The sequence below is a fragment of the Streptomyces sp. NPDC001401 genome (assembly GCF_042895385.1).
Lineage (GTDB): Bacteria > Actinomycetota > Actinomycetes > Streptomycetales > Streptomycetaceae > Streptomyces.
Genome location: NZ_JBIAWI010000001.1, coordinates 345,950 through 369,767 on the forward strand (window position 1 = coordinate 345,950; position 23,818 = coordinate 369,767).

General features: G+C 71.1%; 23 protein-coding genes. 10 read left to right on the forward strand and 13 right to left on the reverse strand.

Features of this window, described 5'->3' with window-relative positions:
• Window positions 1–87 precede the first annotated feature (87 nt).
• From pepN to ACFY10_RS01635, 4 genes are all read right to left on the reverse strand, one after another.
• Complete coding sequence (pepN, locus tag ACFY10_RS01620) at window positions 88–2,583, reverse strand: aminopeptidase N (RefSeq protein ID WP_390662999.1); 2,496 nt, start codon at window positions 2,581–2,583, stop codon at window positions 88–90.
• A gap of 56 nt (window positions 2,584–2,639) precedes the next feature.
• Window positions 2,640–3,191 carry a two-component system response regulator gene (locus tag ACFY10_RS01625; RefSeq protein ID WP_390663000.1) on the reverse strand — a complete coding sequence of 184 codons (552 nt, stop codon included), beginning with the start codon at window positions 3,189–3,191 and terminating at the stop codon, window positions 2,640–2,642.
• A gap of 139 nt (window positions 3,192–3,330) precedes the next feature.
• Window positions 3,331–3,681, reverse strand: coding sequence for a chorismate mutase (locus tag ACFY10_RS01630; protein ID WP_390663001.1), 351 nt, complete (start codon window positions 3,679–3,681; stop codon window positions 3,331–3,333).
• 40 nt (window positions 3,682–3,721) lie between these two features.
• On the reverse strand, window positions 3,722–4,612 hold the full coding sequence (locus tag ACFY10_RS01635; protein WP_390663002.1) for a helix-turn-helix domain-containing protein: 891 nt from the start codon (window positions 4,610–4,612) through the stop codon (window positions 3,722–3,724).
• A 139-nt stretch (window positions 4,613–4,751) separates the two neighbouring features.
• On the opposite strand from ACFY10_RS01635, the gene ACFY10_RS01640 reads away from it, so the two are divergent.
• A complete protein-coding gene (locus ACFY10_RS01640) occupies window positions 4,752–6,509 on the forward strand; it encodes a beta-galactosidase family protein (RefSeq protein WP_390663003.1) in 1,758 nt (585 codons plus the stop codon).
• A 6-nt stretch (window positions 6,510–6,515) separates the two neighbouring features.
• Here the strand turns inward: ACFY10_RS01640 and ACFY10_RS01645 are convergent, their stop codons facing one another.
• Complete coding sequence (locus tag ACFY10_RS01645; protein WP_390663004.1) at window positions 6,516–7,325, reverse strand: S1 family peptidase; 810 nt, start codon at window positions 7,323–7,325, stop codon at window positions 6,516–6,518.
• Window positions 7,326–7,488: 163 nt separating this feature from the next.
• Between ACFY10_RS01645 and ACFY10_RS01650 the strand changes: the two genes are divergently transcribed.
• Window positions 7,489–8,382, forward strand: a complete 894-nt coding sequence (locus tag ACFY10_RS01650; RefSeq protein ID WP_390663005.1) for a hypothetical protein — start codon at window positions 7,489–7,491, stop codon at window positions 8,380–8,382.
• An 80-nt stretch (window positions 8,383–8,462) separates the two neighbouring features.
• Here the strand turns inward: ACFY10_RS01650 and ACFY10_RS01655 are convergent, their stop codons facing one another.
• Window positions 8,463–9,908 carry an MFS transporter gene (locus tag ACFY10_RS01655; protein ID WP_390663006.1) on the reverse strand — a complete coding sequence of 482 codons (1,446 nt, stop codon included), beginning with the start codon at window positions 9,906–9,908 and terminating at the stop codon, window positions 8,463–8,465.
• Between the two features lie 116 nt (window positions 9,909–10,024).
• On the opposite strand from ACFY10_RS01655, the gene ACFY10_RS01660 reads away from it, so the two are divergent.
• The gene (locus ACFY10_RS01660) at window positions 10,025–10,522 is read left to right on the forward strand and encodes a MarR family winged helix-turn-helix transcriptional regulator (protein ID WP_390663007.1); all 498 of its coding nucleotides are present in this window, start codon (window positions 10,025–10,027) and stop codon (window positions 10,520–10,522) included.
• 6 nt (window positions 10,523–10,528) lie between these two features.
• Here ACFY10_RS01660 and ACFY10_RS01665 read toward each other — a convergent pair whose 3' ends face one another.
• Together ACFY10_RS01665 and ACFY10_RS01670 are read right to left on the reverse strand one after the other, a co-directional pair.
• Window positions 10,529–11,434 (reverse strand): SDR family oxidoreductase, encoded by a 906-nt coding sequence (locus tag ACFY10_RS01665; protein ID WP_390663008.1) that lies wholly within the window; start codon window positions 11,432–11,434, stop codon window positions 10,529–10,531.
• Between the two features lies 1 nt (window position 11,435).
• Window positions 11,436–12,194, reverse strand: a complete 759-nt coding sequence (locus ACFY10_RS01670; protein ID WP_390663009.1) for an SDR family oxidoreductase — start codon at window positions 12,192–12,194, stop codon at window positions 11,436–11,438.
• 99 nt (window positions 12,195–12,293) lie between these two features.
• On the opposite strand from ACFY10_RS01670, the gene ACFY10_RS01675 reads away from it, so the two are divergent.
• Genes ACFY10_RS01675 through ACFY10_RS01695 form a run of 5 tightly spaced genes read left to right on the forward strand, consistent with a single transcriptional unit; the run spans window position 12,294 to window position 16,354 of the window.
• Entirely contained in the window at window positions 12,294–13,058 is a 765-nt protein-coding gene (locus ACFY10_RS01675) for an enoyl-CoA hydratase family protein (protein WP_390663010.1), read from the forward strand.
• Between the two features lie 2 nt (window positions 13,059–13,060).
• Window positions 13,061–13,909: a CoA transferase subunit A gene (locus tag ACFY10_RS01680; RefSeq protein WP_390663011.1), complete on the forward strand. Its 849-nt coding sequence runs from the start codon at window positions 13,061–13,063 to the stop codon at window positions 13,907–13,909.
• Complete coding sequence (locus ACFY10_RS01685) at window positions 13,906–14,649, forward strand: CoA-transferase subunit beta (protein WP_390663012.1); 744 nt, start codon at window positions 13,906–13,908, stop codon at window positions 14,647–14,649. Before ACFY10_RS01680 ends, ACFY10_RS01685 begins: the two co-directional genes overlap by 4 nt.
• Window positions 14,650–14,651: 2 nt before the next feature.
• Window positions 14,652–15,716 carry an NAD(P)H-dependent flavin oxidoreductase gene (locus ACFY10_RS01690; RefSeq protein WP_390663013.1) on the forward strand — a complete coding sequence of 355 codons (1,065 nt, stop codon included), beginning with the start codon at window positions 14,652–14,654 and terminating at the stop codon, window positions 15,714–15,716.
• Complete coding sequence (locus tag ACFY10_RS01695; RefSeq protein ID WP_390663014.1) at window positions 15,713–16,354, forward strand: SIMPL domain-containing protein; 642 nt, start codon at window positions 15,713–15,715, stop codon at window positions 16,352–16,354. The genes ACFY10_RS01690 and ACFY10_RS01695 overlap by 4 nt, the downstream gene beginning before the upstream one ends.
• Before the next feature lie 27 nt (window positions 16,355–16,381).
• Here the strand turns inward: ACFY10_RS01695 and ACFY10_RS01700 are convergent, their stop codons facing one another.
• The 3 genes from ACFY10_RS01700 to ACFY10_RS01710 all read right to left on the reverse strand — a co-directional run bounded on the left by ACFY10_RS01700 (window position 16,382) and on the right by ACFY10_RS01710 (window position 19,074).
• Window positions 16,382–17,539 carry an acetyl-CoA C-acetyltransferase gene (locus tag ACFY10_RS01700; protein ID WP_390663015.1) on the reverse strand — a complete coding sequence of 386 codons (1,158 nt, stop codon included), beginning with the start codon at window positions 17,537–17,539 and terminating at the stop codon, window positions 16,382–16,384.
• A 98-nt stretch (window positions 17,540–17,637) separates the two neighbouring features.
• On the reverse strand, window positions 17,638–18,267 hold the full coding sequence (locus tag ACFY10_RS01705; protein WP_390663016.1) for a TetR/AcrR family transcriptional regulator: 630 nt from the start codon (window positions 18,265–18,267) through the stop codon (window positions 17,638–17,640).
• Between the two features lie 15 nt (window positions 18,268–18,282).
• A complete protein-coding gene (locus tag ACFY10_RS01710) occupies window positions 18,283–19,074 on the reverse strand; it encodes an SDR family oxidoreductase (RefSeq protein WP_390663018.1) in 792 nt (263 codons plus the stop codon).
• 48 nt (window positions 19,075–19,122) lie between these two features.
• Between ACFY10_RS01710 and ACFY10_RS01715 the strand changes: the two genes are divergently transcribed.
• Together ACFY10_RS01715 and ACFY10_RS01720 are read left to right on the forward strand one after the other, a co-directional pair.
• The gene (locus ACFY10_RS01715; protein ID WP_390663019.1) at window positions 19,123–20,262 is read left to right on the forward strand and encodes an acyl-CoA dehydrogenase family protein; all 1,140 of its coding nucleotides are present in this window, start codon (window positions 19,123–19,125) and stop codon (window positions 20,260–20,262) included.
• Entirely contained in the window at window positions 20,262–21,224 is a 963-nt protein-coding gene (locus ACFY10_RS01720; protein WP_390663020.1) for an acyl-CoA dehydrogenase family protein, read from the forward strand. The genes ACFY10_RS01715 and ACFY10_RS01720 overlap by 1 nt, the downstream gene beginning before the upstream one ends.
• Here the strand turns inward: ACFY10_RS01720 and ACFY10_RS01725 are convergent.
• A complete protein-coding gene (locus ACFY10_RS01725) occupies window positions 21,199–22,848 on the reverse strand; it encodes a cytochrome bc complex cytochrome b subunit (RefSeq protein ID WP_390663021.1) in 1,650 nt (549 codons plus the stop codon). The two genes, ACFY10_RS01720 and ACFY10_RS01725, sit on opposite strands and share 26 nt — an antisense overlap.
• A gap of 101 nt (window positions 22,849–22,949) precedes the next feature.
• Window positions 22,950–23,678, reverse strand: a complete 729-nt coding sequence (locus ACFY10_RS01730) for a vWA domain-containing protein (protein WP_390663023.1) — start codon at window positions 23,676–23,678, stop codon at window positions 22,950–22,952.
• Between the last annotated feature and the right edge of the window lie 140 nt (window positions 23,679–23,818).

Sequence of the window (23,818 nt, forward strand, 5' to 3'; positions counted from 1 at the left end):
TGGCCCGGTCGAGCCTAGGAAGGACAATCAACTCCCCGCATCGTCGTCAGGGACCAGCCGCGCCCGCGACGTCGTACGTCCCCGGTCCTACGCCTTCCTCACCCGCAACACCCGTGCCAGGTCGTCGAGTTCGTCGGCAAGGCTGCGGCGCAGGGACGGGATCGGGTCGGCGTGGTCGAGGCACTCTTCGCCGAGGCGCAGGTTCTCGGTGTCGACGGCGTGGGCGGGGAAGGCCCGGCGGCCGACGGCGGTGGCGATGGCGGGGCCGCGGCGGGCGGCGACGGTGACTGCGTCCTGGTAGTAGCGGGGGACGTACTCGCGTACCAGGTCGGCCTGTTCGGGCTGCCAGAAGCCGCGGGCGGTGGCGGTGAAGAGGTAGTTCGACAGATCGGTGCGGTCGTCGCCGCCGAACATTGCCGCCCAGGCCCTGGCCTTGGCCTCGGCGTCGGGCAGGGCGGCACGGCAGCGGGCGGCGCCTTCCTGGCCGGTGGCGGAGGGGTCGCGGTCCAGTTCGGCGGCGATGGCGGCCTCGTCGGTGGCGCCGAGGACGGCGAGGCGGGCGAGGACGCGCCAGCGCAGTTCGGGGTCGAGTTCGGGGCCGCCGGGGACGGTGCCGTCGGCGAGCCAGGCGGCGATGGTGTCGGGGTGGGCGGCGACGTCGATGAAGTGGCGTACGGCGATCAGGCGCAGGCCGGGGTTGTCGCCGTCCTCGGTGCGGCGGATGAGGTCGCGGCAGAGGGAGGTGAGGGTGGTCAGGGCTGCCGGGCGCTGCTCGGGGGTGAGGTAGCGGTCGGCGATCTGGGCGGTGGCGAAGGCGAGGACGCCCTGGGTGATGGCGAGGTCGGTTTCGTGCGGGAGGTGGGTGCGGGCGGTCTCCAGGTAGGCGGTGGGTGGGAGTTGGCCGTCGCGGACGGCGTCGCGCAGGGCGTTCCAGACGACCGCGCGGGTGAGGGGGTCGGGCAGGCCGGAGAGGCTGGTGCGGACGGCTTCGAAGGAGTCGGCGTCGAAGCGGATCTTGGCGTAGGTGAGGTCGCCGTCGTTGAGGAGGAGCAGGGCGGGGCGTTTGCCGACGGGTTCGGGTGCGGTGTGCGGGATGTCGAGGTCGAGGCGGTCGCGCAGGACCAGGTGGCGGCCCTCGTCGGCGACGTCCAGGTCGTAGAGGCCGACGGCGATGCGGTGCGGGCGGCTGCCGGTGTGTTCGATGTGCAGTGTGTACGTGCCTTCGTCGCCGGGGGTGACCACGGGGGTGAGGGTGTCGACGCCGGTGGTGCGCAGCCAGGTGTCGGCCCAGGCGTGGACGTCGCGCTCGGTGGCGGAGGCGAGGGAGTCGATGAAGTCGGCGAGGGTGGCGTTGGCGAAGCGGTGGCGGGCGAAGTGGGTGTTGATGCCGGCAAGGAAGTCCTTCTCGCCGAGCCAGGCGACGAGTTGGCGTAGTGCGGAGGCGCCCTTGGCGTAGGAGATGCCGTCGAAGTTGAGGAGGGCGGAGGCCGTGTCGTCGACGTTCTCGGGGGCTACGGGGTGGGTGGACGGGCGCTGGTCGGCGTCGTAGCCCCAGGCCTTGCGGGCGACGCCGAAGTCGGTCCAGGTGTCGGTGAAGCGGGTCGCCTCGGTGAGGGTCTGGTAGCCCATGTATTCGGCGAAGGACTCGTTCAGCCAGATGTCGTCCCACCAGCGCAGGGTGACGAGGTCGCCGAACCACATGTGGGCCATCTCGTGGGCGATGACCATGGCGCGGGTCTGGCGTTCGGTGTCGGTGACGGCGGAGCGGTAGACGAACTCGTCGCGGAAGGTGACCAGGCCGGGGTTCTCCATGGCGCCGGCGTTGAACTCGGGGACGAACGCCTGGTCGTAGGAGTCGAAGGGGTAGGGCTCCTCGAACTTCTCGTGGTAGCGGTCGTAGCACTGGCGGGTGATCTCGAAGAGCTCGTCGGCGTCCGTGTCCAGGTGCGGCGCGAGGGAGCGGCGGCAGTGCAGGCCGAAGGGCAGGCCGCGGTGTTCGGTGCGTACGGAGTGCCAGGGGCCGGCGGCGACGGCGACGAGGTAGGTGGAGATCAGGGGGGTGGGGGCGGCCTGCCAGCGGCCCTCGCCGAGGTGTTCGGTGGTGCTGTTGGCGAGGACGGTCCAGCCTTCGGGGGCGGTGACGGTCAGCTCGAAGACGGCCTTGAGGTCGGGCTGGTCGAAGGCGGCGAAGACGCGCTGCACGTCGTCCATGAACAGCTGGGTGTAGACGTAGGTCTCGCTGTCGGTGGGGTCGGTGAAGCGGTGCATGCCCTCGCCGGTGCGGGAGTAGCGCATGCTCGCGTCGATGCGCAGTTCGTGCTCGCCGGCGGTGAGGTTGTTCAGGGGCAGCCTGTTGCCGTCCAGGGTCTGCGGGTCGAGGGGCTGTCCGTCGAGGGTGGCGGAGCGCAGCTGGGCGGGCTTGAGCTCGACGAACGTGTCCGCGTCCGTGCGCGCGGTGAAGCGGATGACGGTGCGGGAGTCGAAGGTCTCGTCGCCGGTGGTCAGATCGAGGTCGATCGTGTAGCGGTGGGCGTCGAGGAGTTTGGCACGGGTCTGCGCTTCGTCGCGCGTCAATACGGACATGCAGGTAATGCTGCCCGATGGCACTGACATGGCACAGGGGCGGACCGGTACGCGGTCTATGTCCGGTCCCCTTCGAGCTCCCCGTTGTGCGCCTGGCTGAGGCGCTGAGTGGGGAGGCGGGCGTCCGGGTGGGGCAGGGCGGTGGCGCGGGGGGCGGGTTCGTCGGCCTCGGTGTGGTCCTTGACGAGGGCGCGCAGTTCGCGGATCTCCTGCTCCAGGGCGAGGTGGCGGCGGTGGGCGTCGTAGAGGTAGCGGACCTTGGTGCGCAGCGACCAGGGGTCTATGGGTTTCATGACGAGGTCGGCGACGCCGAGTGCGAAGGCGGTGGAGGTCAGTAACCGGTCCGGGCCGAAGCCGGTGAGGAGGATGACCGGGATGTGCTGGGTCTGTTCCACGCGGCGCATGTAGCGGACCACGTCCAGGCCGCTGACGCCGGGCATGCGGACGTCGAGCAGGAGGAGGCCGACCTGTCCGCGGAGCACCTGCTTGAGGGCCTCGTCGCCGTTGGTGGCGCGGCCCAGCTGATAGCCCAGCGGGGCCAGGGCGCTCTCCAGGGCGTACAGGGTGTCCTCGTGGTCGTCCACGATGAGGATCTTGGCTTCCGGCATGGCCCGTCGTCCCTCCCGCGAGACAACCAGCTTATGTCCGAGGCGCTGACGGGCCGTGGCCGTCAGCTGACAAGGAGTGCACAGCGCAGCATGCCCTCTGCGGGCCCTCCTGTCACGCCCTCTGCGGCATTCACCGAGGTCAATTCGCCGTTTTTGCGCAGCCGTTCACGGCGTCGTCCGCGATGCGTTCGTGGTGGCGGATCACCTCGGCGATGATGAAATTCAGGAACTTCTCAGCGAACGCCGGGTCCAGCTTGGCGCTTTCGGCGAGGGCGCGCAGGCGCTCGATCTGGCGGGCCTCGCGGGCCGGGTCGGCGGGCGGCAGCTGGTGTGCGGCCTTGAGGTGGCCGACCTGCTGGGTGGCCTTGAAGCGTTCGGCGAGCATGTGGATGACGGCCGCGTCGATGTTGTCGATGCTGTCGCGCAGCCGGGCGAGTTCCTCGCGGACGGCGGGGTCGACGTCGCGGGTGCCGGTGTTGCTGGTGGTCATGGGCGCCCAGCCTACGTGGCGGGCACAGGTCCGATCATCCCTACCTGGCGGGCGGGCGTTCGATCATCGGTGGGTCGTCGGGGTCGGGGACCTGGTTGCTCCAGCCGCCGGGGACGGCACGGTACTGCTGCGCGCGGAAGCGGACGGGCGGCATGCCGACGCGGCGGGTGAACAGGCGGGAGAAATAGGCCGGATCGTCGTAGCCGACGCGGCGGGCGACGGCGGCGACGGGGAGTTCGGTGGCGGCGAGGAGTTCCTTGGCGCGGCCGAGGCGGATGCCGAGCAGGTAGTCCTTGGGGCTGCAGCCGGCGCCGCGGCGCACGGCGGTGCGCAGTTCGGCGGGGGTCATGCCGTGCCGGGCGGCGTGGTCGGCGACCGAGAGGGGCAGGCAGGCGTCGCGGGCGAGGGCCTTGAGGACCGGGTCGCCGTCGGGGGCGAGGTCGGCTCGGGCGCGGCGCAGGGCGACGAGGAGTTCGTGGACGGCGGCGCCGGTCTCCACCTCCAGGAGGGGGTTTCCGCGGCGGGCGGCGCGGGCGATGCGTCCGATGACGGCGCGCGGGCCGGTGGCGTCGGAGAGGGGTACGACGGGGCGGTCGGGTTCGATGTAGCCGAGTTCGGTGTACGTGGTCGTCGCGGGCCCGGTGAAGACGGCGAAGCCCTCGTCCCAGCCGGCGTCGGGGTCGGGCCCGTAGTGGTGCGGTACGCCGGGGGTGAGCCACAGCAGGGCGGGCGCGGTGACGGTGGTGCGGCGGCCGTCGGGGCTGAGGTACCAGCCGCTGCCCGCGTTGATGACGACGGCGACGTGGTGGTCGAGGGTGCGGGGGCCGACGGTGGGCAGTGCGCCGTACTGCAGGCCGACGCCGAGGCAGACGAGGCCGAGACGGTGGTGGGCCGGTCCGGGCGTGAAGAACCGCATCCAGGTGTGGTACATCGGCGCGCTCCTCCCGGCGTCGTCCGGGCCGTTGACCGGACCGTGGTTCGGTCCGTCGTTCAACCGTCGTGTTTTCGTCCAAGCAGCGCTGATCTTTGTCCATGGACGGTGATCGACGCCAGGGGTGAGGCTGGGGTGCATGAGCGAGTTCACGGTGGGCGAGGCTGACTTCCTGCTGGACGGGCGGCCGGTGCGGCTGCTGTCCGGCGCGCTGCACTACTTCCGGGTGCACGAGGAGCACTGGGGTCACCGGCTGGCGATGCTGCGGGCGATGGGCCTGGGCTGCGTGGAGACGTATGTGCCGTGGAACCTGCACGAGCCGCGGCCGGGGCACTTCGAGGACGTGCAGGCCCTGGGCCGTTTCCTGGACGCGGCCCGTCAGGCGGGGCTGTGGGCGATCGTGCGGCCGGGGCCGTACATCTGCGCCGAGTGGGAGAACGGCGGGCTGCCGCACTGGCTGACGGGCGAGCTGGGCACGCGCGTGCGTACGCGTGACGAACGGTTCCTGGAACACCTCGAGCGCTGGTTCGGCGCGCTGCTGCCCCAGATCGTGGACCGGCAGATCGACCGCGGCGGCCCGGTGATCATGGTGCAGGTGGAGAACGAGTACGGCAGCTACGGCTCGGACGCCGCGTATCTGCGCCGCCTCGCCGACCTGCTGCGGGAGCAGGGCGTCACGGTCCCGCTGGTCACCTCGGACGGCCCGGAGGACCACATGCTCGGCAGCGGTTCGATCCCAGGTGTGCTCGCCACGGTGAACTTCGGCTCCCACGCGCGCGAGGGCTTCGGGACGCTGCGCCGGCACCGCCCCGAAGGGCCGCTGATGTGCATGGAGTTCTGGTGCGGCTGGTTCGACCACTGGGGCGGCGAGCACATCACCCGCGACGCCGGGGACGCCGCGGCCGCTCTGCGGGAGATCCTGGAGTGCGGGGCCTCGGTCAACCTCTACATGGCGCACGGCGGCACCAGCTTCGCCGGCTGGGCGGGCGCCAACAGAGGCGGCGGCGCGCTGCACGAGGGGCCGCTGGAGCCCGATGTGACGTCGTACGACTACGACGCACCGATCGACGAGTTCGGAAGGCCGACGGAGAAGTTCTGGCGCTTCCGGGAGGTGCTCGCCGAGTACGCGCAGGTCCCGCTGCCCGAACTGCCGCCCGCCCCCGCGCGGTTGGGTGCGCCGGCCGAGGTGCGCCTCGACGGCTGGGCGCCCCTGGACGTCGTACTGGAGGCACGGGGAGGCCCGGAGACTTCGGCGCCCGTGCCGCCCACCTTCGAGGAACTGGACGTGGACCGCGGGCTCGTACGGTATGCGGTGACGGTGCCCGGGCCGCGGCAGCCGTACCCGCTGACCGCGCGCGGCCTGCGGGATCTGGCCGTGGTGTACGTCGACGGTGAGCGGGCCGGTGTGCTCGCCGAGGGCGACGAGCAGCTCAAGGAGCCCGTCGCCGGGCACGCGCGCGTGGAGCTGTGGGTGGAGTCCCTGGGACGCGTCAACTACGGGCCGCGCAGCGGCGAGTCCAAGGGCGTCACCGGAGGTCTGCTGCACGAGCGGCAGTATCTGCACGACGTACGCGCGCGTGGGCTGCGTCTGGATGCGCTGGACGACATCGGGGACGTCCCCTTGCAGCCGCTTGCCGAGGACGGCGCCCCGGGGCTGTACCGGGGCACCGTCACGGTGCGGGGCGCCGGGGACGCGCGGCTCGAACTGCCGGGCTGGACCCGGGGGTTCGCCTGGGTCAACGGGTTCAATCTGGGCCGCTACTGGTCGGCGGGCCCGCAGCGGTCTCTGTACGTGCCCGGTCCCGTGCTGCGCGAGGGCGAGAACGAGGTGTGGCTGCTGGAGCTGGAGGAGTCGGCCCCGGCAGGCACGGAAGGCGTCCTCCTGCGCACCCCCTAGAGGGGCTTACAGCGCGTCCGCCGCCCGGGATATGGCGTTCGCGAAGGTGCTGACCTGGGTGTAGATACCGGGCGCGCCCCGGCGTGCGCAGCCGTCGCCCCAGCTGGTGATGCCGACCTCGACCCAGTGGCCGGCGTCGTCCTTGCGGAACATGGGGCCGCCGGAGTCGCCGGAGCAGGTGTCGACGCCGCCCTGGGGGTAGCCGGCGCAGATGTCGTCCTTGGGCTTGAGCCTGTCCCCGTAGTGCCGCTTGCACACGCTGTCGGAGACATAGGGGACGGTCGCCTTGAGGAGCTTGGTCGGGCGGCTCCCGCCGCTCTCCTTCGTGGTGCCCCAGCCGATGATGGTGAACTTCCCCCGGTCGTAGCGCGTGCTGGTGGCGATCTTCAGGGTGGGCAGGTCGACCGGCTGGGCAAGCTTGATCAGCGCCCAGTCCTTGCCGTTGGTCTCGCCGTGGAAGCCGGGGGCCTGCACGACCTCGGTCGACTTCACCTTGATCGCGGAGGAGGAGTTGAGGTCGGTGACACCGGCGGTGACGGTGATGCCGGTGTTGCTGCCGGAGCCGTGCACGCAGTGGGCGGCGGTCAGCACCACGTCCTCCTTGTAGAGCGCGCCGCCGCAGCCCATGGAGAGATGGACCATGAACGGGAACTCGTTCTGCGCGGCGGGCGTTCCTCCGACGACGGGTGCGCGCGTGGTCTGGGTGGCCTGCGCGGCGAGGGGCTCCAGGCTCGCGACCGCCAGGACGACGGCACCGGCGGCCACGGCCCGCTTCACCGGCGTGAGCCCGCGTCTACGGGAGGTGGAACGGGTCAACGGACGTCCTTTCGTGGGGGGTTCGGCGGCCCGCAGTATGAAGATCGGGAGGCGTGCATGACAAGGACGGATGTCACGCCCGCGCCATGGAACCCGGCCGGGGAAATTCCGCTCACCTCCCCGTAAAGTGGAATCGGGTTCAGGGCGTCTTGGGGGTTCAGGCGTGGCGAACGGCGGACCGGTCGAGCACGGCTACCCACACCTGGAGACGGTGCGGGCCGCCATCACCGCGCTCTACAAGCGGTTGTCGTACGACACCATCCAGACCTTCTCCAGCAGTGTCCTGCCCGCCGATGTGGCCTTCTGCGACACGGACGACCTCTATATGGGCGCCCAGCGGGTGGCCCGCGAGCTGGTGCGCCACTACCGGCTGCCGGACGCCCGGCTGATCGTCAGCTTCCGCGAGATGCAGCACGCCGCGAACGTCGAACTCGCCGCGGGCCCCGAGTACTTCGTCGAACTGAACGACCGCTTCCGCACCCACCGCCGCGACATCGGCGCCGCCCTGGCCCACGAGATCATGCACGTCTATCTGCACCGCCTGGACCTGTCCTTCCCCGGCACCCGCGACAACGAGATCCTCACCGACACGGCGACGACGTACCTGGGCGCGGGCTGGCTGCTGCTGGACGCCTACCGGGAGGACTCGGCCTCCTCCCAGAAGCTCGGCTATCTGACCCCCGAGGAGTTCGGCTACGTCCTGGCGAAACGCGCGCTGATCTTCAACGAGGACCCGTCGATCTGGTTCACCAGCCCCCAGGCCTACGAGGCCTACACCCGGGGCATGACACAGGCCCGCCACGACGGGCAGCAGCCCCCGCTGACGGCGGCCGGCTGGGCGGGCCGCCGCCGCTACGCCCGCGACCGCCGGCACGCCCAGGACACCCACGCGGCGTCGCGCCCCGGGGCGCCGTACACGTTCACTCCCGACGGCCGGGGCCCCCTCCGGGTTTCCTTCCCCTGCCCGACCTGCCATCAGCGCATCAGGGTGCCGGTACGGGGGCACGTCCGTGCGCGGTGCGGGCTGTGCCGGACTGTGCTGGAGTGCGACACGTAGCCGTCCGGGGGCTGCCGCCCCCAGACCCCCGCTTCGGCCTGAACGGCCTCGTCCTCAAACGCCGGACGGGCTGAAATACCTCATGCTCCGGGCGGGCTGGGCGACACCGCCCGGCGCGGCAGCGCACCGCACAGCACCGCGCACACCACGAACGTCCCGGTCACCCACGGCATCGCCGCCGTCAGGGCGTCCGTCAGGCCGTCCCCGGCGTGATTGAAGAACACCGTGCCCACAGTGGCCGCACCGAGCGCACCCCCGAACTGCTGCGCCGTGGAGAAGATCCCGGACGCGCCGCCCGCCAGCTCCCCCGGCACGGCGGACAGCACCACGTTCACCAGTGGCACCACCAGGAACCCCAGCCCGGCCCCGGCGATCACCAGCCCCGGCACCAGCGGCCACGACCCGGTGTGTGCGGCGGACGCGTCGGTGACCGCCGCCCACACCCAGCCGAAGCCGGCCGCCATCATCAGCGCACCGGCCCCGATCACCAGACGCCCGAACCGCACCGCAAGCCCGTCCGCGGCAGGCGCCGTGAGAAAGCCCCCGACCGAAAAGGCCGCGGTCACCACTCCGGCCTGCATCGGCGTGTACCGCTCGCCGCCCTGCAGCCAGAGCGCGAAGACCAGGAAGAAGCCCTGCATACCGACCGAGAACAGCAGTTGCACCAGCACGCCCACCGAGAACGCGGGCAGCCGGAACGCCCGCGCCGGCAGCAGCGGCACCGTCCCCGCCGTACGCCGCCGCGCCTCGAACACCCCGAGCCCGGCGACAGCGCAGACACCCGCGGCGAGGCAGACCCAGCCCCACAGCGGCCATCCGTTCTCCCGCCCCTGCACCAGGGGCAGCACGATCGCCACCAGCCCGGCCGCCAGCACCAGGCTGCCGAGCAGATCCGGCCGCCCGGCGGACCGCTCCTTGGTGGACGGCACGAGCACCAGCCCTGCGACCAGGGTGCCCACCGCCACGGGCACGTTCACCAGGAACACCGAGCGCCAGCCCCACCCGAACAGATCGGCATCGGTCAAAAGTCCGCCGAGCAGCAGCCCCACCGCGGAGGCGAACCCGGCGACGGCGCCGTACATCCCGAAGGCGGCTCCACGCTCCTTGCCCCGGAACAGTGTCCGGAACGAGCCGAGCACCTGCGGCATCAGCACCGCCGCCAGCACACCCTGCACGGCCCGTGCGGCGATCAGCTGACCGGGCGTCTGGGCGAGGCCACACCCCAGGCTCGCCAGCCCGAACCCCGCGGTGCCGGCGAGGAACAGTCCCCGGCGCCCGAAGCGGTCCCCGAGGTGCCCGGAGACGATCAGTGTGGCGGCGAAGCCCAGCAGATAGGCGGAGACCAGCCACTGCAGGTCGCTCTGCGAGGCGTGCAGGTCACGGCCGATGGACGGGATCGCCACGTTCACGATCGTCACGTCCAGCAGGTCCATCAGCGCCGCGATCATCATCACGACGGCGGCGGCCCAGCGGCGCGGATACGGATCCGCCTCGGTGGGCGGGGATGGGGCAAGGGTCGTGGTCACAGCGTCTCCCGTTGGCTCGGATTTATTTCGTTCGACCTAACGAAAGACTTGCACCGACACTTCCGTGATCGCAAGTACTTAGTTCGACCGAACGAAATATTTGCTACGCTGACGCCATGAGCCACGTGCCAAATCTCGAGGCGGCCGTCCCCAAGGACGACAAGCCGCGGGCCGAAACGCTGTTGCGGCTGTTCGCCGTGGGCCGGGAGAACAGCGGCAGCACAGTGATGTTCCATTCCGCGGTGGCCGCCAAGCAGGGCCTGAACCCGACCGAGGAGAAGGCCCTCGACCTCCTGGAGCGGCACGGTCCGCTCACCGCGAAGGAGCTCGCCGAACGGACCGGTCTGGCTCCCGCGTCCGTCACCGGCCTCGTCGACCGGCTCGAGGGCAAGGGATTTGTACGCCGGGTCAAGCACCCGACGGACAAGCGGCGGGTGCTCGTCGAGCTGAACCGGGAGAAGATCGCCCATCTCTTCGCGTTCTTCGAGGAGTGGGCGCGCGACATCGCCGCGGCGTGCGAGGAGTTCAGCACGGAGGAGCTGGACACCGTGATCCGCTTCCTGCAGGTGATGACGGAGGAGCAGCGCAAGGCCGCCGCCCGTCTCACCGGCTGAGCGCGCTCAGGCGCCGTACACCGCCCCCGGCTCCACCGCCTGTGCCAGCAGCTTCAGGGCCGCCTCACCCGCCTCGCCCGGACTCCAGCGCGCCCCCTTGTCGGCGCTCGGTCCCGGCCGCCAGCCCTCCATGACCGTGATCCGGCCGCCCTCCGCCTCGAACACCCGCCCGCTCACACCGGCACTTGCGGCGGAGCCGAGCCAGACCACGAGGGGGGAGACGTTCTCGGCAGCCATCGCGTCGAAACCGGCCGCGGGCGCCGTCATCGTCTCGGCGAAGGTACGTTCCGTCATCCGCGTCCGGGCCGCGGGCGCGACGGCGTTGACCTGGACGCCGTACCGGCGCAGTTCGGCCGCGGCGACCAGTGTCAGGCCGACGATGCCGGCCTTCGCGGCGCTGTAGTTACCCTGCCCGACCGATCCCAACAGCCCGGCCCCGCTGCTTGTGTTGACGATCCTGGCCGCCGGCATGCGGCCCGCCTTGGCTTCGGCCCGCCAGTGCGCGGCGGCGTGCTTCAGCGGCAGGAAGTGACCCTTGAGATGGACGCGCAGGACGGCGTCCCAGTCGTCCTCGTCGAGGTTGACGAGCATCCGGTCGCGCAGGAAGCCGGCGTTGTTGACGAGCGTGTCGAGCCGGCCGTACGTCTCCAGGGCGGTCGCGATCAGGGAGGACGCCCCTTCGGTGGTGGCGATGTCGCCGCCGTGGGCGACCGCCCGGCCGCCCGCCGCGCGGATCTCGTCCACCACCTGCCTGGCCGGACTGCCCGGGCCCGGCGCGCCGTCCAGGCCCACCCCCAGGTCGTTGACGACCAGCAGGGCTCCTTCCGCCGCGAACGCGCGCGCGTGCGCTCGCCCGAGCCCGCGGCCGGCACCGGTGACGACCACGACACGTCCGTCGCAGATTCCGCTCATCTCACGCCTCCTTGTTGGCAGTTGCCGCATCCAGGAACGCCGGCCGCTCCCCTCCCCCGTGCACGAGCAGGCTCGCCCCGGTGATGTAGGCGGCCGCGTCGGAGGCCAGGAACACGGCGCCGGCGCCGACATCGGCGGGCGTGGCCAGCCGGCCGAGCGGCACCGTGCGGGAGACCGCCTCGATGCCGTCCTCGCCGCCGTAGTGGAGGTGGGCCAGCTCGGTGCGGACCATGCCGACGACGAGGGTGTTGACGCGGACCTGGGGCGCCCACTCCACGGCCATCGAGCGGGCGAGGTTCTCCAGGCCCGCCTTGGCCGCCCCGTAGGCCGCCGAACCGGGCGACGGGCGGCTCCCGCTGACGCTGCCGATCATCACCACGGCGCCCTTCGCCCGCCGGAGGTGCTCGTACGCGGCCAGGGAGACCGTCAGCGGCGCGACGAGGTTCAGCTCCAGGACGCGCGCGTGCCGCTCGGCGTCCGCGTCGGCCAGCAGCCGGTAGGGCCCGCCGCCCGCGTTGTTGACCAGGACATCGAGCCGGGGCAGGGCGGCGAAGAAGGCGCGCACGGCGGGCGGGTCGCGCAGGTCGAGCGGCGCGAACTCCACGCCGTCGAGCGGCACTTCGGGCGGTCTGCGCGCACAGGCGACGACCTGGGCACCGGCCTCGACGAATGCCTTGGCGATCCCGGCTCCGACGCCGCGGGTGCCGCCGGTGACGACGACGGTCCTGCCGCTCAGCTGCGGCCGGCGCAAGTTTTCCACAGGCCTCCCGCTCCGATCCGACGGCTGCTAGCTTCGAAGCCTCGCACCTAACAAATGTTTGGTGGAAAGGCGTTGGTTGGAAAGGTAGCTGATGTGCCCATGGGTGTCTCCACCTCGTCCCCGGAAAAGGGGCCGGAAAAAGATGGAATCGCCGTCGTGACGGTCGACTTCCCGCCGGTGAACGCGCTGCCGGTGGACGGCTGGTTCGCCCTGGCCGACGCCGTGCGCACAGCGGGCCGCGACCCACAGGTGCGGTGCGTGGTGCTGGCCGCGGAGGGGCGGGGGTTCAACGCGGGCGTGGACATCAAGGAGATACAGACGCAGGGCTCGAGCGCGCTGGTCGGCGCCAACCGCGGCTGCTTCGAGGCGTTCGCGGCGGTGTACGAGTGCGCGGTGCCCGTGGTGGCGGCCGTGCAGGGCTTCTGCCTGGGCGGCGGGATCGGGCTGGTGGGGAACGCGGACGTGATCGTCGCGAGCGAGGACGCCACCTTCGGGCTGCCGGAGCTGGACCGGGGCGCCCTGGGCGCGGCCACACACCTGTCCCGGCTGGTCCCGCAGCACCTGATGCGCGCGCTGTACTACACCTCCCGCACCGCGACCGCGGCCGAGCTGCACGCGCACGGCTCGGTGTGGCGGGTGGTACCGCGCGAGGAACTGCGCGCCGCCGCCTTGGAGTTGGCGCGCGAGATAGCCGCCAAGGACGGTGAGCTGCTGCGCCTGGCCAAGGCCGCCATCAACGGCATCGACCCGGTCGACGTGCGCCGCAGCTACCGCTTCGAGCAGGGCTTCACCTTCGAGGCAAGCGCGGTCGGCGTGGCCGACCGGGTTCGGGACACCTTCGGCAAGGAGAAGGAGGGTGCGTAGGCGTGAGTGACAAGACGATGACCGCCGAGGAGGCCGTCTCCCGTCTGGAGAGCGGCATGACCCTCGGCATCGGCGGCTGGGGTTCACGACGCAAGCCGATGGCCCTGGTCAGAGCACTGTTACGGTCGGACGTCAGCGACCTCACGATCGTCTCGTACGGCGGCCCGGACGTCGGCATGCTCGCAGCGGCCGGGCGGGTGCGGAAGCTGGTGACGGCCTTCGTCACCCTCGACTCGATCCCGCTCGAACCGCACTACCGCGCGGCTCGCGAGCGCGGCGCCTTCGAGCTGATGGAGATCGACGAGGCGATGCTCATGTGGGGGCTGCACGCGGCGGCGAACCGGCTGCCGTTCCTGCCGGTGCGGGCCGGGATCGGCTCGGACGTGATGCGGGTCAACCCCCGTCTCAGGACGGTGACTTCGCCGTACGACGACGGGGAGACGTTCGTGGCGATGCCCGCCCTGCGGATGGATGCGGCCCTGGTGCACGTGGGCCGAGCCGACCGGCTGGGCAACGGGCAGTATCTGGGCCCGGACCCGTACTTCGACGACCTGTTCTGCGAGGCGGCGGACGCGGCGTACGTCTCGTGCGAGCGGATCGTCGACACGGCCGAGCTGACGAAGGAGGCGGCACCGCAGACGCTGCTCGTCAAGCGGCACACGGTCACCGGTGTCGTCGAGGCTCCGAACGGCGCGCACTTCACGTCCTGCGCGCCGGACTACGGCAGGGACGAGGCCTTCCAGAAGCAGTACGCGTCCACACCCTGGCCGGAGTTCGCGGCCCGCTTCCTCGCCGGGGACGAACAGGCCTACCGATCCGCCGTCCAGGCCTGGCAGGAGGAGCAGCGATGACCAGCGCCCCGCCACTCACACCCACCCGCGCCGAGTACTGCGTGATCGCCTGCGCCGAGGCCTGGCGCGACGCCGGTGAGATCCTGGCAAGCCCGATGGGCGTGATCCCGTCCGTGGGAGCCCGGCTGGCGCGGCTCACCTTCTCCCCGGACCTGCTGCTGACCGACGGCGAGGCGATGCTCGTCCGCCCGGACGGGACGACGGAGGGCTGGCTGCCGTACCGGCAGCACCTTGCCCTGGTCTCCAGTGGCCGGCGGCACGTGATGATGGGCGCGAGCCAGATCGACCGGTTCGGCAACCAGAACATCTCGTGCATCGGTGACTGGGAGCGGCCGAAACGGCAGTTGCTCGGGGTGCGGGGCGCGCCGGTCAACACCCTCAACAATCCGACCAGTTACTGGGTGCCGAGGCATTCGAGGCGGGTCTTCGTCGAGAAGGTCGACATGGTGTGCGGAGTCGGATACGACCATGCGTCCGCGCATCCGGACACGGCCCGCTTCCACCGCATCCCGCGCGTCGTCTCCGACCTGGGTGTCTTCGACTTCGAGACGCCGGACCGCTCGATGCGGGCGGCTTCCCTGCACCCGGGGGTGAGCGTCGACGAGGTGCGGGAGGCGACCGGCTTCGAACTGTTCGTCCCGGACGACGTGCGGCCGACCCGCGAACCCACTGCCGAGGAGCTGCGGCTCGTCCGGGAGGTCATCGACCCGGCCGACTCCCGTGCCAGGGAGGTCGGTTAGTGATGGAGACCGCGCTCACCCGGCTGGTCGGGGTCCGGCACCCGATCGTGCAGACGGGTATGGGCTGGGTGGCGGGCCCGCGTCTGGTCTCCGCGACGGCGAACGCGGGTGCGCTGGGCATCCTGGCCTCCGCGACGATGACCGTCGACCGGCTGCGCGAGGCGATACGGGAGGTCAAGTCCCGTACGGACGCGCCGTTCGGGGTCAACCTGCGCGCGGACGCGGGCGACGCCCACGACCGGGTTCGCCTGATCATCGACGAGGGCGTGCGGGTCGCCTCGTTCGCCCTCGCCCCCTCCCCCGAGCTGATCGCCGAGCTGAAGGAGGCCGGCGTGGTCGTCATCCCCTCCATAGGCGCCCGGCGGCACGCCGAGAAGGTCGCGGCGTGGGGTGCTGATGCCGTGATCGTGCAGGGCGGTGAGGGCGGCGGGCACACCGGCGAGGTGGCGACGACGGTGCTGTTGCCGCAGGTGGTGGACGCGGTCGGCATACCGGTCGTCGCGGCCGGCGGCTTCTTCGACGGGCGGGGGCTGGTCGCGGCGCTGGCGTACGGGGCGGCGGGTGTCGCGATGGGCACGCGGTTCCTGCTGACCTCCGACTCGACGGTGCCGGACGCGGTGAAGGCGAGATACCTGGCGGCCACGGTCCGGGACGTCACGGTCACCACGGCGGTGGACGGGCTGCCGCACCGCATGCTGCGCACGGACCTGGTGGACTCCCTGGAGAACTCCGGCCGCGCGAGGGCTCTGCTGCAGGCGGTCCGCCGGGCGACGGGGTTCCGGAAGCTGTCCGGCCTCACCTGGCGGCAGATGGTGCGCGACGGGCTCGCCCTGAAGCACGGCAAGGAGCTGTCCTGGAGTCAGGTGCTGCTGGCCGCCAACACCCCGATGCTGCTCAAGTCGGCGATGGTGGACGGCCGTACGGACCTCGGGGTGATGGCCTCGGGACAGGTCGCCGGGGTCATCGAGGATCTGCCGTCGTGTGCGGAGCTGGTGGGGCGGGTGATGGCCGAGGCCGCGGAAATCGTCGGTGCACTGTCGGCGGGCGGTGCTTCAATGCGCGCATGACGGAGACGATCAAAGAGCCCTGGGGGCTCAGTGTGTTCGGTGCGGGCAGTGTGCGGGTCGAGCCGCAGCTGGTGCGGGTCAAGCTGACGGTGGATGTGCTGGAACCCTTGCCGGACAAGGCGTTTCAGGAGGCGGGCGGGTCGGTGGCACGGCTGCGCGAGGTGCTGCGCGGACACGGGATACCGGACGCGTCGGTGTCGGGTTCCCGGCTCAAGCTCAGCTCGGACTACGCCGGTTACGGAGGCGAACGCAAGTTCCTCGGCTACCGCTGCCAGGCCTCGTACGTCATCGAGACCGCGACGCTCGACGACCTCCAGCAGCTGATCGTGGACGCCGTCGACGCCGGGGCGCACCAGATCGACAGCGTCGAGTTCGACGTGCACGACAAGCCGGCGCTGCGGGACGAGGCACGCCGGAAGGCGGTGGCCGCCGCCCGCCGCAAGGCCGAGGTGTACACGGAGGCGGCGGGCGTGCCGCTCGGTCCGGTGGTGCACATCCAGGACGTGGACTCGGAGTCGTACGAGTTCCACCAGTACCGGGGCCACGGCGGCGGGGGCGGCAACTCGGCGGGCGATCTCGCGCCGGGCATGGTCGAGGTGTCCGCGGGCGTGGTGCTGGGCTTCTCCCTCGGACGGTGACGGCTCACGGCGGCCGAGGGGCCGCCGTCAGATCCGCTCGATGATCGTCACGTTCGCCTGACCGCCGCCCTCGCACATGGTCTGCAGTCCGAACCGGCCGCCGGTGCGCTCCAGTTCGTGCAGCAGGGTCGTCATGAGCTTGACGCCGGTCGCGCCGAGTGGGTGGCCGAGGGCGATGGCGCCGCCGTTGACGTTGACCTTGTCCGGGTCGGCGCCGGTCTCTTTCAGCCAGGCCAGGACGACCGGCGCGAAGGCCTCGTTGATCTCGACGAGGTCGATGGCGTCGATCGACAGGCCGGTCTTCTTCAGGGCGTGGGCGGTGGCCGGGATGGGGGCGGAGAGCATACGGATGGGGTCCTCGCCGCGGACGGAGAGGTGGTGCACGCGCGCGCGTGGCGTCAGCCCGTGCTCGCGCACCGCCCGCTCCGAGGCGAGCAGCATGGCCGCAGCGCCGTCGGAGACCTGCGAGGAGCAGGCGGCGGTGATGGTGCCGTCGTCGAGGACCGGATTGAGCCCGGCCATCTTCTCCAGGGAGGTGTCCCGGCGCGGCCCCTCGTCGACGGCGACCGGGCCGTAGGCAACGGTCTCGCGGTCGAAGCGACCTTCGTCGATGGCCCGCAGCGCCCGCTGATGGGACCGCAGCGCGAACTCCTCCTGGTCCCGACGGCTGATCCCCCACTTCGCGGCGATCATCTCGGCCCCGACGAACTGGTTCACCGGCTGGTCCCCGTACCGCGCCCGCCAGCCCTCGCTGCCCGCGAACGGGCCGGCGGTGAATCCAAGGGGCTCGGCGGCCTGGCGGGTGGCGAAGGCGATCGGGATCTGCGACATGTTCTGCACGCCGCCCGCGACCACCAGGTCCTGCGTGCCGGACAGGACGCCCTGCGCCGCGAAGTGCACGGCCTGCTGCGAGGAGCCGCACTGCCGGTCGATCGTCACGCCCGGCACCTCCTCGGGCAGCCCGGCCGCCAGCCAGCAGGTCCGCGCGATGTCCCCGGCCTGCGGGCCCACCGTGTCCAGGCAGCCGAACACGACGTCCTCGACGGCCGCCGGGTCCACGCCGGAGCGCGCGACCAACTCCTTCAGCACATGCGCGCCCAGGTCCGCCGGGTGGACCCCGCTCAGTCCGCCCCCGCGCCGCCCGACGGGCGTACGGACCGCTTCGACGATGTAGGCCTCGGTCATGACAACTTCCCAGCCTTCCCGATGAGTTGCTCGGTTCGCCTCGCGATGTTCGCGTCGGCTTCCTCTGCTGACCTGCTTTTCTGCTGGGGGTCCGGGGGTTATCCCCCGGAGTGATGCAGTGTGCGTACGGCGATCCCGTCCAGCACCATCGACAGGTACTGCCGGGCAATCTCCTCCGGGCTGTGCTGTCCGCCGGGCCGGTACCAGGACGCGGCCACCCACACGGTGTCGCGCACGAACCGGTAGGTGAGCCGGACGTCGAGGTCGGCCCGGAAGACCTGGGCGGCAACCCCGCGCTCCAGCGTGGACAGCCACGCCTTCTCGAACTTGCGCTGCGACTCGGCGAGGAACGCGAACCGCTCCTGCGCGAGAAGCTGCTTGCTCTCCTTCTGGTAGATCGCGACGGCGGCGCGGTGCCGGTCGATCTCCCGGAACGACTCGGTGACCAGGGCCTCCAGGGTCTCCCGCGGTCCCAGCTCGGCGTCCAGGACGCTGTCGTAGCCGCCCCAGAGCTCGTCGAGGAAGGTGCGCAGGATCTCCTCCAGCATCGATTCCTTGGAGTCGAAGTGGTAGTAGAGGCTGCCCGCGAGCATGCCCGCGTGGTCCGCGATCTTGCGTACGGTGGTGGCGTTGTAGCCCTGCTCGGCGAAGACCTCGGCGGCGGTCTCGAGGAGTTCGCGGCGGCGCGCGGGCGCGGCGGTCACCTGGGGCTTCTTCTTGGTCGGCACGGTCCCATTCTCGTCCTACGCATGCTGGCTGCTGACGGAGACGACTTCGCCCGTCATGTACGAGGAGTAGCCCGACGCCAGGAACACGATCACGTTGGCCACCTCCCAGGGCTCGGCGTAGCGCCCGAAGGCCTCGCGCGCGGTCAGTTCCTCCAGCAGTTCGGGCGTGGTCACCTTCACCAGGTGCGGGTGCATGGCGAGGCTCGGCGAGACGGCGTTGACCCGCACCCCGTACTCGGCGGCCTCGATCGCCGCGCACCGGGTCAGCGCCATCACCCCCGCCTTCGCTGCGGCGTAGTGCGCCTGCCCGGCCTGGGCGCGCCAGCCGACCGCGGAGGCGTTGTTGACGATCACGCCGCCCCGCCCGTCCGCCCGCATCAGCCGCAACGCCGCCCGTGTACACCGGAACGTCCCGTTCAACGTCACGTCGAGGACGCGGGCCCACTGCTCGTCGCTCATGTCGACGAGGTCCGAAGTGCCGCCCAGACCAGCGTTGTTGATCACGACGTCCAGCCGCCCGTGCTCCCGTAGGGCGGCCTCGAACAGGGCCTGTACCTGGCCCTCGTCGGTCACGTCGCACGGCAGGGCGGCGACCGACGAGGCCCCGAACTCGCCGGCGAGCTCGGCCTCGTACTCCTTGAGGCGCCGCACATGCGCGTCGCCGATCAGCACGCGCGCGCCCTCCTCCAGGAAGCGCCGCGCGGTCGCGCCGCCGATGCCCGCTCCGGCCGCCGCGGTGATGACGGCGGTGCGTCCCTTCAGCAGCCCGTGCCCCGGCTCGTACACGGGACTCTCGACGACTGTCATAGCCCCACGCTAACCTACCAAACACTTGTTAGGGAAGGATGGCAGCCGATGGATCTCGCCTTCACGCAGGACGAGGAGGCCTTCCGTGCCGAGGCCCGGGCCTGGCTCGCGGACCATGTGCCGCGCGCTCCCCTGCCGTCCCTGGAGACCGGGGAGGGCTTCGCGGCCCACCGCGCGTGGGAGGCCGAACTGGCCGCGGACCGCTGGTCGGTGGTGTCCTGGCCGAAGGAGTACGGCGGCCGGGACGCGGGGCTGATCCGGTGGCTGATCTTCGAGGAGGAGTACTGGGCGGCGGGGGCGCCGGGCCGGGTCGGTCAGAACGGGATCAGTCTGCTCGCCCCGACCCTCTTCGACCACGGCACCGAGGAGCAGAGAGCGCGCGTGCTGCCGCCCATGGCCACGGGCGAGGTGGTCTGGGCGCAGGCCTGGTCCGAGCCGGAGGCGGGCTCGGACCTGGCGTCCCTGCGGGCGAAGGCCGTGCGCACGGACGGCGGCTGGCTGCTGAGCGGGCACAAGACGTGGTCGTCGCGGGCCGCCTTCGCTGACCGCGCCTTCGGCCTGTTCCGCAGCGACCCGGACGCCCCGAAGCCCCACCAGGGTCTGACCTACCTGATGTTCGACCTGCGTGCGCAAGGCGTCACGGTCCGCCCGATCGGCCGGCTCGACGGGAAACCGGCATTCGCCGAGCTCTTCCTGGACGAGGTGTTCGTGCCGGACGGGGACGTGATCGGCAGGCCCGGCGAGGGCTGGCGGATCGCGATGTCGACGGCGGGCAACGAACGGGGCCTGATGCTCCGCTCCCCCGGCCGTTTCCTGGCGTCCGCGGAACACCTGCGGCAGCTCTGGCAGCGAGGGGGGAGCCCGCAGCACGTCCACGACCGGGTGGCCGACGCCCTGATCGGCGCCCGCGCCTACCAGCTCTTCACCTACGCGGCGGCGTCCCGCTTCCTGGAGGGCGAGTCCATCGGCCCGGAGTCCAGCCTGAACAAGGTCTTCTGGTCCGAGCTGGACCTCGCCCTGCACGAGACGGCGCTCGACCTGCTCGAAGGGGAGGGCGAGTTGGCGGACACGGCCTGGTCCGAGGGGTACGTCTTCTCGCTCGCGGGCCCCATCTACGCAGGCACGAACGAGATCCAGCGCGACATCATCGCCGAGCGCCTGCTGGGCCTGCCGAAAGGACGCCGCTGATGCACTTCTTGCCCGACACCGAACAGCGGGCGTTCGCCGCCTCGTTGGACGCGATGCTGACGGCAGCGGACACCCCGTCGGTCGTACGGGACTGGAGCCGCGGCGACCACGCGCGCGGGCGCGCGCTGTGGTCACGTATCGCAAAGGCGGGCGTCTTCTCGCTGGTGGTTCCGGAGGAGTACGGGGGTGTGGGCGTCCGGCCCGTCGAACTCGCCGTCGCCTTCGTCGAGTTGGGGCGGCACGCGGTGCCGGGTCCGCTGATGGAGACGGTCGCGGCGGCCGCGCTGTTCACCGAACCGAGCCCGGCCGCAAAGCGCCTGCTCCCTCCGCTGGCGTCGGGCGAGGCGATGACAACGCTGGCGTACGAAGGTGCGTACGCGCTGGACGCGGACGTGGCGACCACCCGGCTGTCCCTGGCACCCGACGGTCTGCGGCTCGCCCCCGGCCACGGCCCGGTGCGGCCCTCCCTCGACCCCGCCCGCCGACTCGCGCCCCTGGCACCGGGCGGCGAGCTCCTCACCGCCGCGCCACCTGTCGAGCGCGCCCTCACCCACGCGCGCCTCGCCACCGCCGCCCAGGTCCTCGGCGTCGGGATCGCGCTCCTCGACAAGACCGTCGCATATGTCAAGCAGCGCACGCAGTTCGGCGTCCCCATAGCCTCGTTCCAGGCGGTCAAGCACCGCCTGGCCGATGCGAAGATCGCGTTGGAGTTCGCGCGCCCCTTGCTGTTCGGCGCCGCGCTCACCATGGCCCCCGCAGACGTCGCCGCCGCCAAGGTGACCGCGTGCGAGGCGGCGTACGCCACCGCCCGTACGGCACTGCAGCTGCACGGCGCGATCGGCTACACCGCGGAGTACGACCTGTCCCTGTGGCTGACCAAGGCCCGCGCCCTGCGCACCGCGTGGGGCGGGCCGCGGGAGTGCCGGGCCCTGGTCGTCAGTGCTGGTGATCGCCGCTGGTGAGTTCCCGGTACTCCTCCACCGTCGGCTTCGGAATGTGCGACTCGGACCCGAACATGACCCGGGCCAGCCGGGCCCGCACCCGCTGCCCCGGCTTGACCGGCCGCCGTACGCCGTTCGCGTCGACGAGCGGGCCGATCTCGTAGGGCGGGTTCTGCTCGTGCTGGGTGAGGGTGAACAGCTCGTTCTGCGCGAGGGGTTCGTGGACCTCGACGAACTCGCCGTGCGGCAGCCGTTTGATGGTGCCGCTCTCCCTGCCGTGCAGCACCTTGTCCCGGTCCCGGCGCTGCAGGCCCATACAGACCCGCTTGGTGACGAGGAACGTGACGACCGGCGCCACGAAGAAGGAGATCCGCACGAACCAGGTGATCGAGTTGATGGACAGATGCAGATGGGTGGCCACGATGTCGTTGCCGCCGCCGATCAGCAGGACGGCGTACAGGGCCAGCCAGGCCGCGCCCAGGCCGGTGCGGACGGGCATGTTGCGCGGCCGGTCCAGGATGTGGTGCTCGCGTTTGTCGCCGGTGATCCACGCCTCGATGAGTGGATACACGCCGAGCGCGAGCAGGATCAGCGGGAAGAGCGAGAAGGGGATGAAGACGCCGGGCTCCAGCGTGTGGCCCCAGAAGTTGAGCTCCCATCCCGGCATCACCCGGATCAGGCCCTCGGAGAAGCCGAGATACCAGTCGGGCTGGGCGCCGGTGGTCACCAGATCCGGGCGGTAGGGGCCGAAGGCCCACACGGGGTTGATGCTGGCGATGCCGCCCATGAACGCCAGCACACCGAAGACGAGGAAGAAGAAGCCGCCCGCCTTGGCCATGTAGACCGGCAGGAAGGGCATGCCGATCACGGTCTTCTGGTCCCGTCCGGGCCCCGGGTACTGCGTGTGCTTGTGGTAGAAGACCAGGATCAGATGGGCGACGACCAGGCCCAGCATGATCCCCGGCAGCAGCAGGACATGGACCGGGAAGAGCCGCGAGATGATGTCGTGCCCCGGGAACTCCCCGCCGAACAGGAACATCGACAGATACGTCCCGACGATCGGAATCGACAGGATCGCGCCGTCGGCGAAGCGGATTCCGGTGCCGGACAGCAGGTCGTCGGGGAGCGAGTAGCCGGTCAGGCCGGTGATGATGCCGAGCATCAGCAGGGTCCAGCCGAACAGCCAGTTGATCTCGCGCGGCTTGCGGAAGGCTCCGGTGAAGAACACCCGCATCATGTGGATGAGCATGCCGCCGATGAAGACCACGGCGGCCCAGTGGTGGATCTGCCGGATCAGCAGCCCGCCGCGTACGTCGAAGCTGATGTCGAGCGTGGACTCGTAGGCCCGCGTCATCGGGATGCCGTTGAGCGGGACGTACGAGCCGTGGTAGATCACCTCGACGCCGCTCGGCTCGAAGAACAGGGTGAGATAGATGCCGGTGAGGATCAGGATGATGAAGCTGTAGAGGCAGATCTCCCCCAGCATGAAGGACGGGTGGTCCGGGAAGACCTTGCGCATGTTGGCCTTGGCCAGCCCGTACAGCCCGAGCCGCCCGTCGGCCCAGTCCGCGAGCTTCTCGCCCGCGCCCGCCGGCTCCCTGCGCGCGGAGCCGGCCGCTTCGTTCCCCGATCGTGCGCCGTCCATATGTTCGTCGCCTCCCCGTCGGATCATCCTCAGGGTGGCACGGCGTCCCCGGTAAGCCAACGGTGAGAGCAGCCGTACGAGTGATTCGCGCCGGTCACGGGCTATCGGGCCGGCCGCACGATCCCCTGCGCCCGCGCCGCCACCAGCCACTGCGGGAACTCCCCGACCAGCCGGTCGTACAGCTCGGCGTCGGTCACCTGCCCCGGATCCGACCCTGCGTGGAAGAACCCGGCGTTGTCGACGACCCGCTTGTGCGGCACCGCCAGCTCGTCGAGCTTGCGCAGGAAGTCGAACTGCTTGCTGCCCGGGTCCCCGAAGCCCACGAACTGCCAGAACAGCGGCAGCCCGGCCGCCTTGCACAGATAGCGCTCCGCCGCGAGCTTGTTGATCGGGCCGCCGTCGGTCTGGAAGACGACCAGGGCGGGGGCCGTCGAGCCGCTGTCGAGGTAGTGGTCGATCACGGCGTCCATCGCCAGGTGGTAGCTGGTCTTGCCCATGTGCCCGAGCCCGGCCGCGATCTTCTCGATCCGGCCCTGGTGCCCGGCGAGGGCGATGTCCGACACGGCGTCGACGTCCGTCGAGAAGAACACGACCGGCACGGTCCCGTCGTCGTCGAGATGCGCGGACAGCCCCAGCACCCGGTCGGCGAGGGCCTGCACACTGCCGTCCTTGTAGTACGGCTTCATCGACCCGGAGTAGTCGACGACGAGGTACACCGCGGCCCGCAGCCCGTCCAGCCCGTGCTTCTGGAGCGATACCCCGGCGCTCTTGTACAGGCTGACCAGCGCGGGTGCCGTCTCTTCCACCTTGCGAAGACTGATCGCCGCCATACGACTCCCCCTCGATCACCGGAACCAGCTGCCGAGGTTACGTCACGCCGGCCCCACCCCTCCCTCCGGCCACAGGTGTTCGCTATTTTGTTCGCCGCCGTCCCCACCGGCTCGCCGACCGTCCCACCCCTTAGAGGAGC

What these genes read in the sequence shown, in the direction of transcription:
- pepN (WP_390662999.1), bottom strand. Translation starts at nt 2,583, where the DNA reads ATGTCCGTATTGACGCGCGACGAAGCGCAGACCCGTGCCAAACTCCTC.
- ACFY10_RS01625 (WP_390663000.1), bottom strand. Translation starts at nt 3,191, where the DNA reads ATGCCGGAAGCCAAGATCCTCATCGTGGACGACCACGAGGACACCCTG.
- ACFY10_RS01630 (WP_390663001.1), bottom strand. Translation starts at nt 3,681, where the DNA reads ATGACCACCAGCAACACCGGCACCCGCGACGTCGACCCCGCCGTCCGC.
- ACFY10_RS01635 (WP_390663002.1), bottom strand. Translation starts at nt 4,612, where the DNA reads ATGTACCACACCTGGATGCGGTTCTTCACGCCCGGACCGGCCCACCAC.
- ACFY10_RS01640 (WP_390663003.1), top strand. Translation starts at nt 4,752, where the DNA reads ATGAGCGAGTTCACGGTGGGCGAGGCTGACTTCCTGCTGGACGGGCGG.
- ACFY10_RS01660 (WP_390663007.1), top strand. Translation starts at nt 10,025, where the DNA reads ATGAGCCACGTGCCAAATCTCGAGGCGGCCGTCCCCAAGGACGACAAG.
- ACFY10_RS01665 (WP_390663008.1), bottom strand. Translation starts at nt 11,434, where the DNA reads ATGAGCGGAATCTGCGACGGACGTGTCGTGGTCGTCACCGGTGCCGGC.
- ACFY10_RS01675 (WP_390663010.1), top strand. Translation starts at nt 12,294, where the DNA reads ATGGGTGTCTCCACCTCGTCCCCGGAAAAGGGGCCGGAAAAAGATGGA.
- ACFY10_RS01685 (WP_390663012.1), top strand. Translation starts at nt 13,906, where the DNA reads ATGACCAGCGCCCCGCCACTCACACCCACCCGCGCCGAGTACTGCGTG.
- ACFY10_RS01690 (WP_390663013.1), top strand. Translation starts at nt 14,652, where the DNA reads ATGGAGACCGCGCTCACCCGGCTGGTCGGGGTCCGGCACCCGATCGTG.
- ACFY10_RS01695 (WP_390663014.1), top strand. Translation starts at nt 15,713, where the DNA reads ATGACGGAGACGATCAAAGAGCCCTGGGGGCTCAGTGTGTTCGGTGCG.
- ACFY10_RS01700 (WP_390663015.1), bottom strand. Translation starts at nt 17,539, where the DNA reads ATGACCGAGGCCTACATCGTCGAAGCGGTCCGTACGCCCGTCGGGCGG.
- ACFY10_RS01710 (WP_390663018.1), bottom strand. Translation starts at nt 19,074, where the DNA reads ATGACAGTCGTCGAGAGTCCCGTGTACGAGCCGGGGCACGGGCTGCTG.
- ACFY10_RS01715 (WP_390663019.1), top strand. Translation starts at nt 19,123, where the DNA reads ATGGATCTCGCCTTCACGCAGGACGAGGAGGCCTTCCGTGCCGAGGCC.
- ACFY10_RS01720 (WP_390663020.1), top strand. Translation starts at nt 20,262, where the DNA reads ATGCACTTCTTGCCCGACACCGAACAGCGGGCGTTCGCCGCCTCGTTG.
- ACFY10_RS01725 (WP_390663021.1), bottom strand. Translation starts at nt 22,848, where the DNA reads ATGGACGGCGCACGATCGGGGAACGAAGCGGCCGGCTCCGCGCGCAGG.
- ACFY10_RS01730 (WP_390663023.1), bottom strand. Translation starts at nt 23,678, where the DNA reads ATGGCGGCGATCAGTCTTCGCAAGGTGGAAGAGACGGCACCCGCGCTG.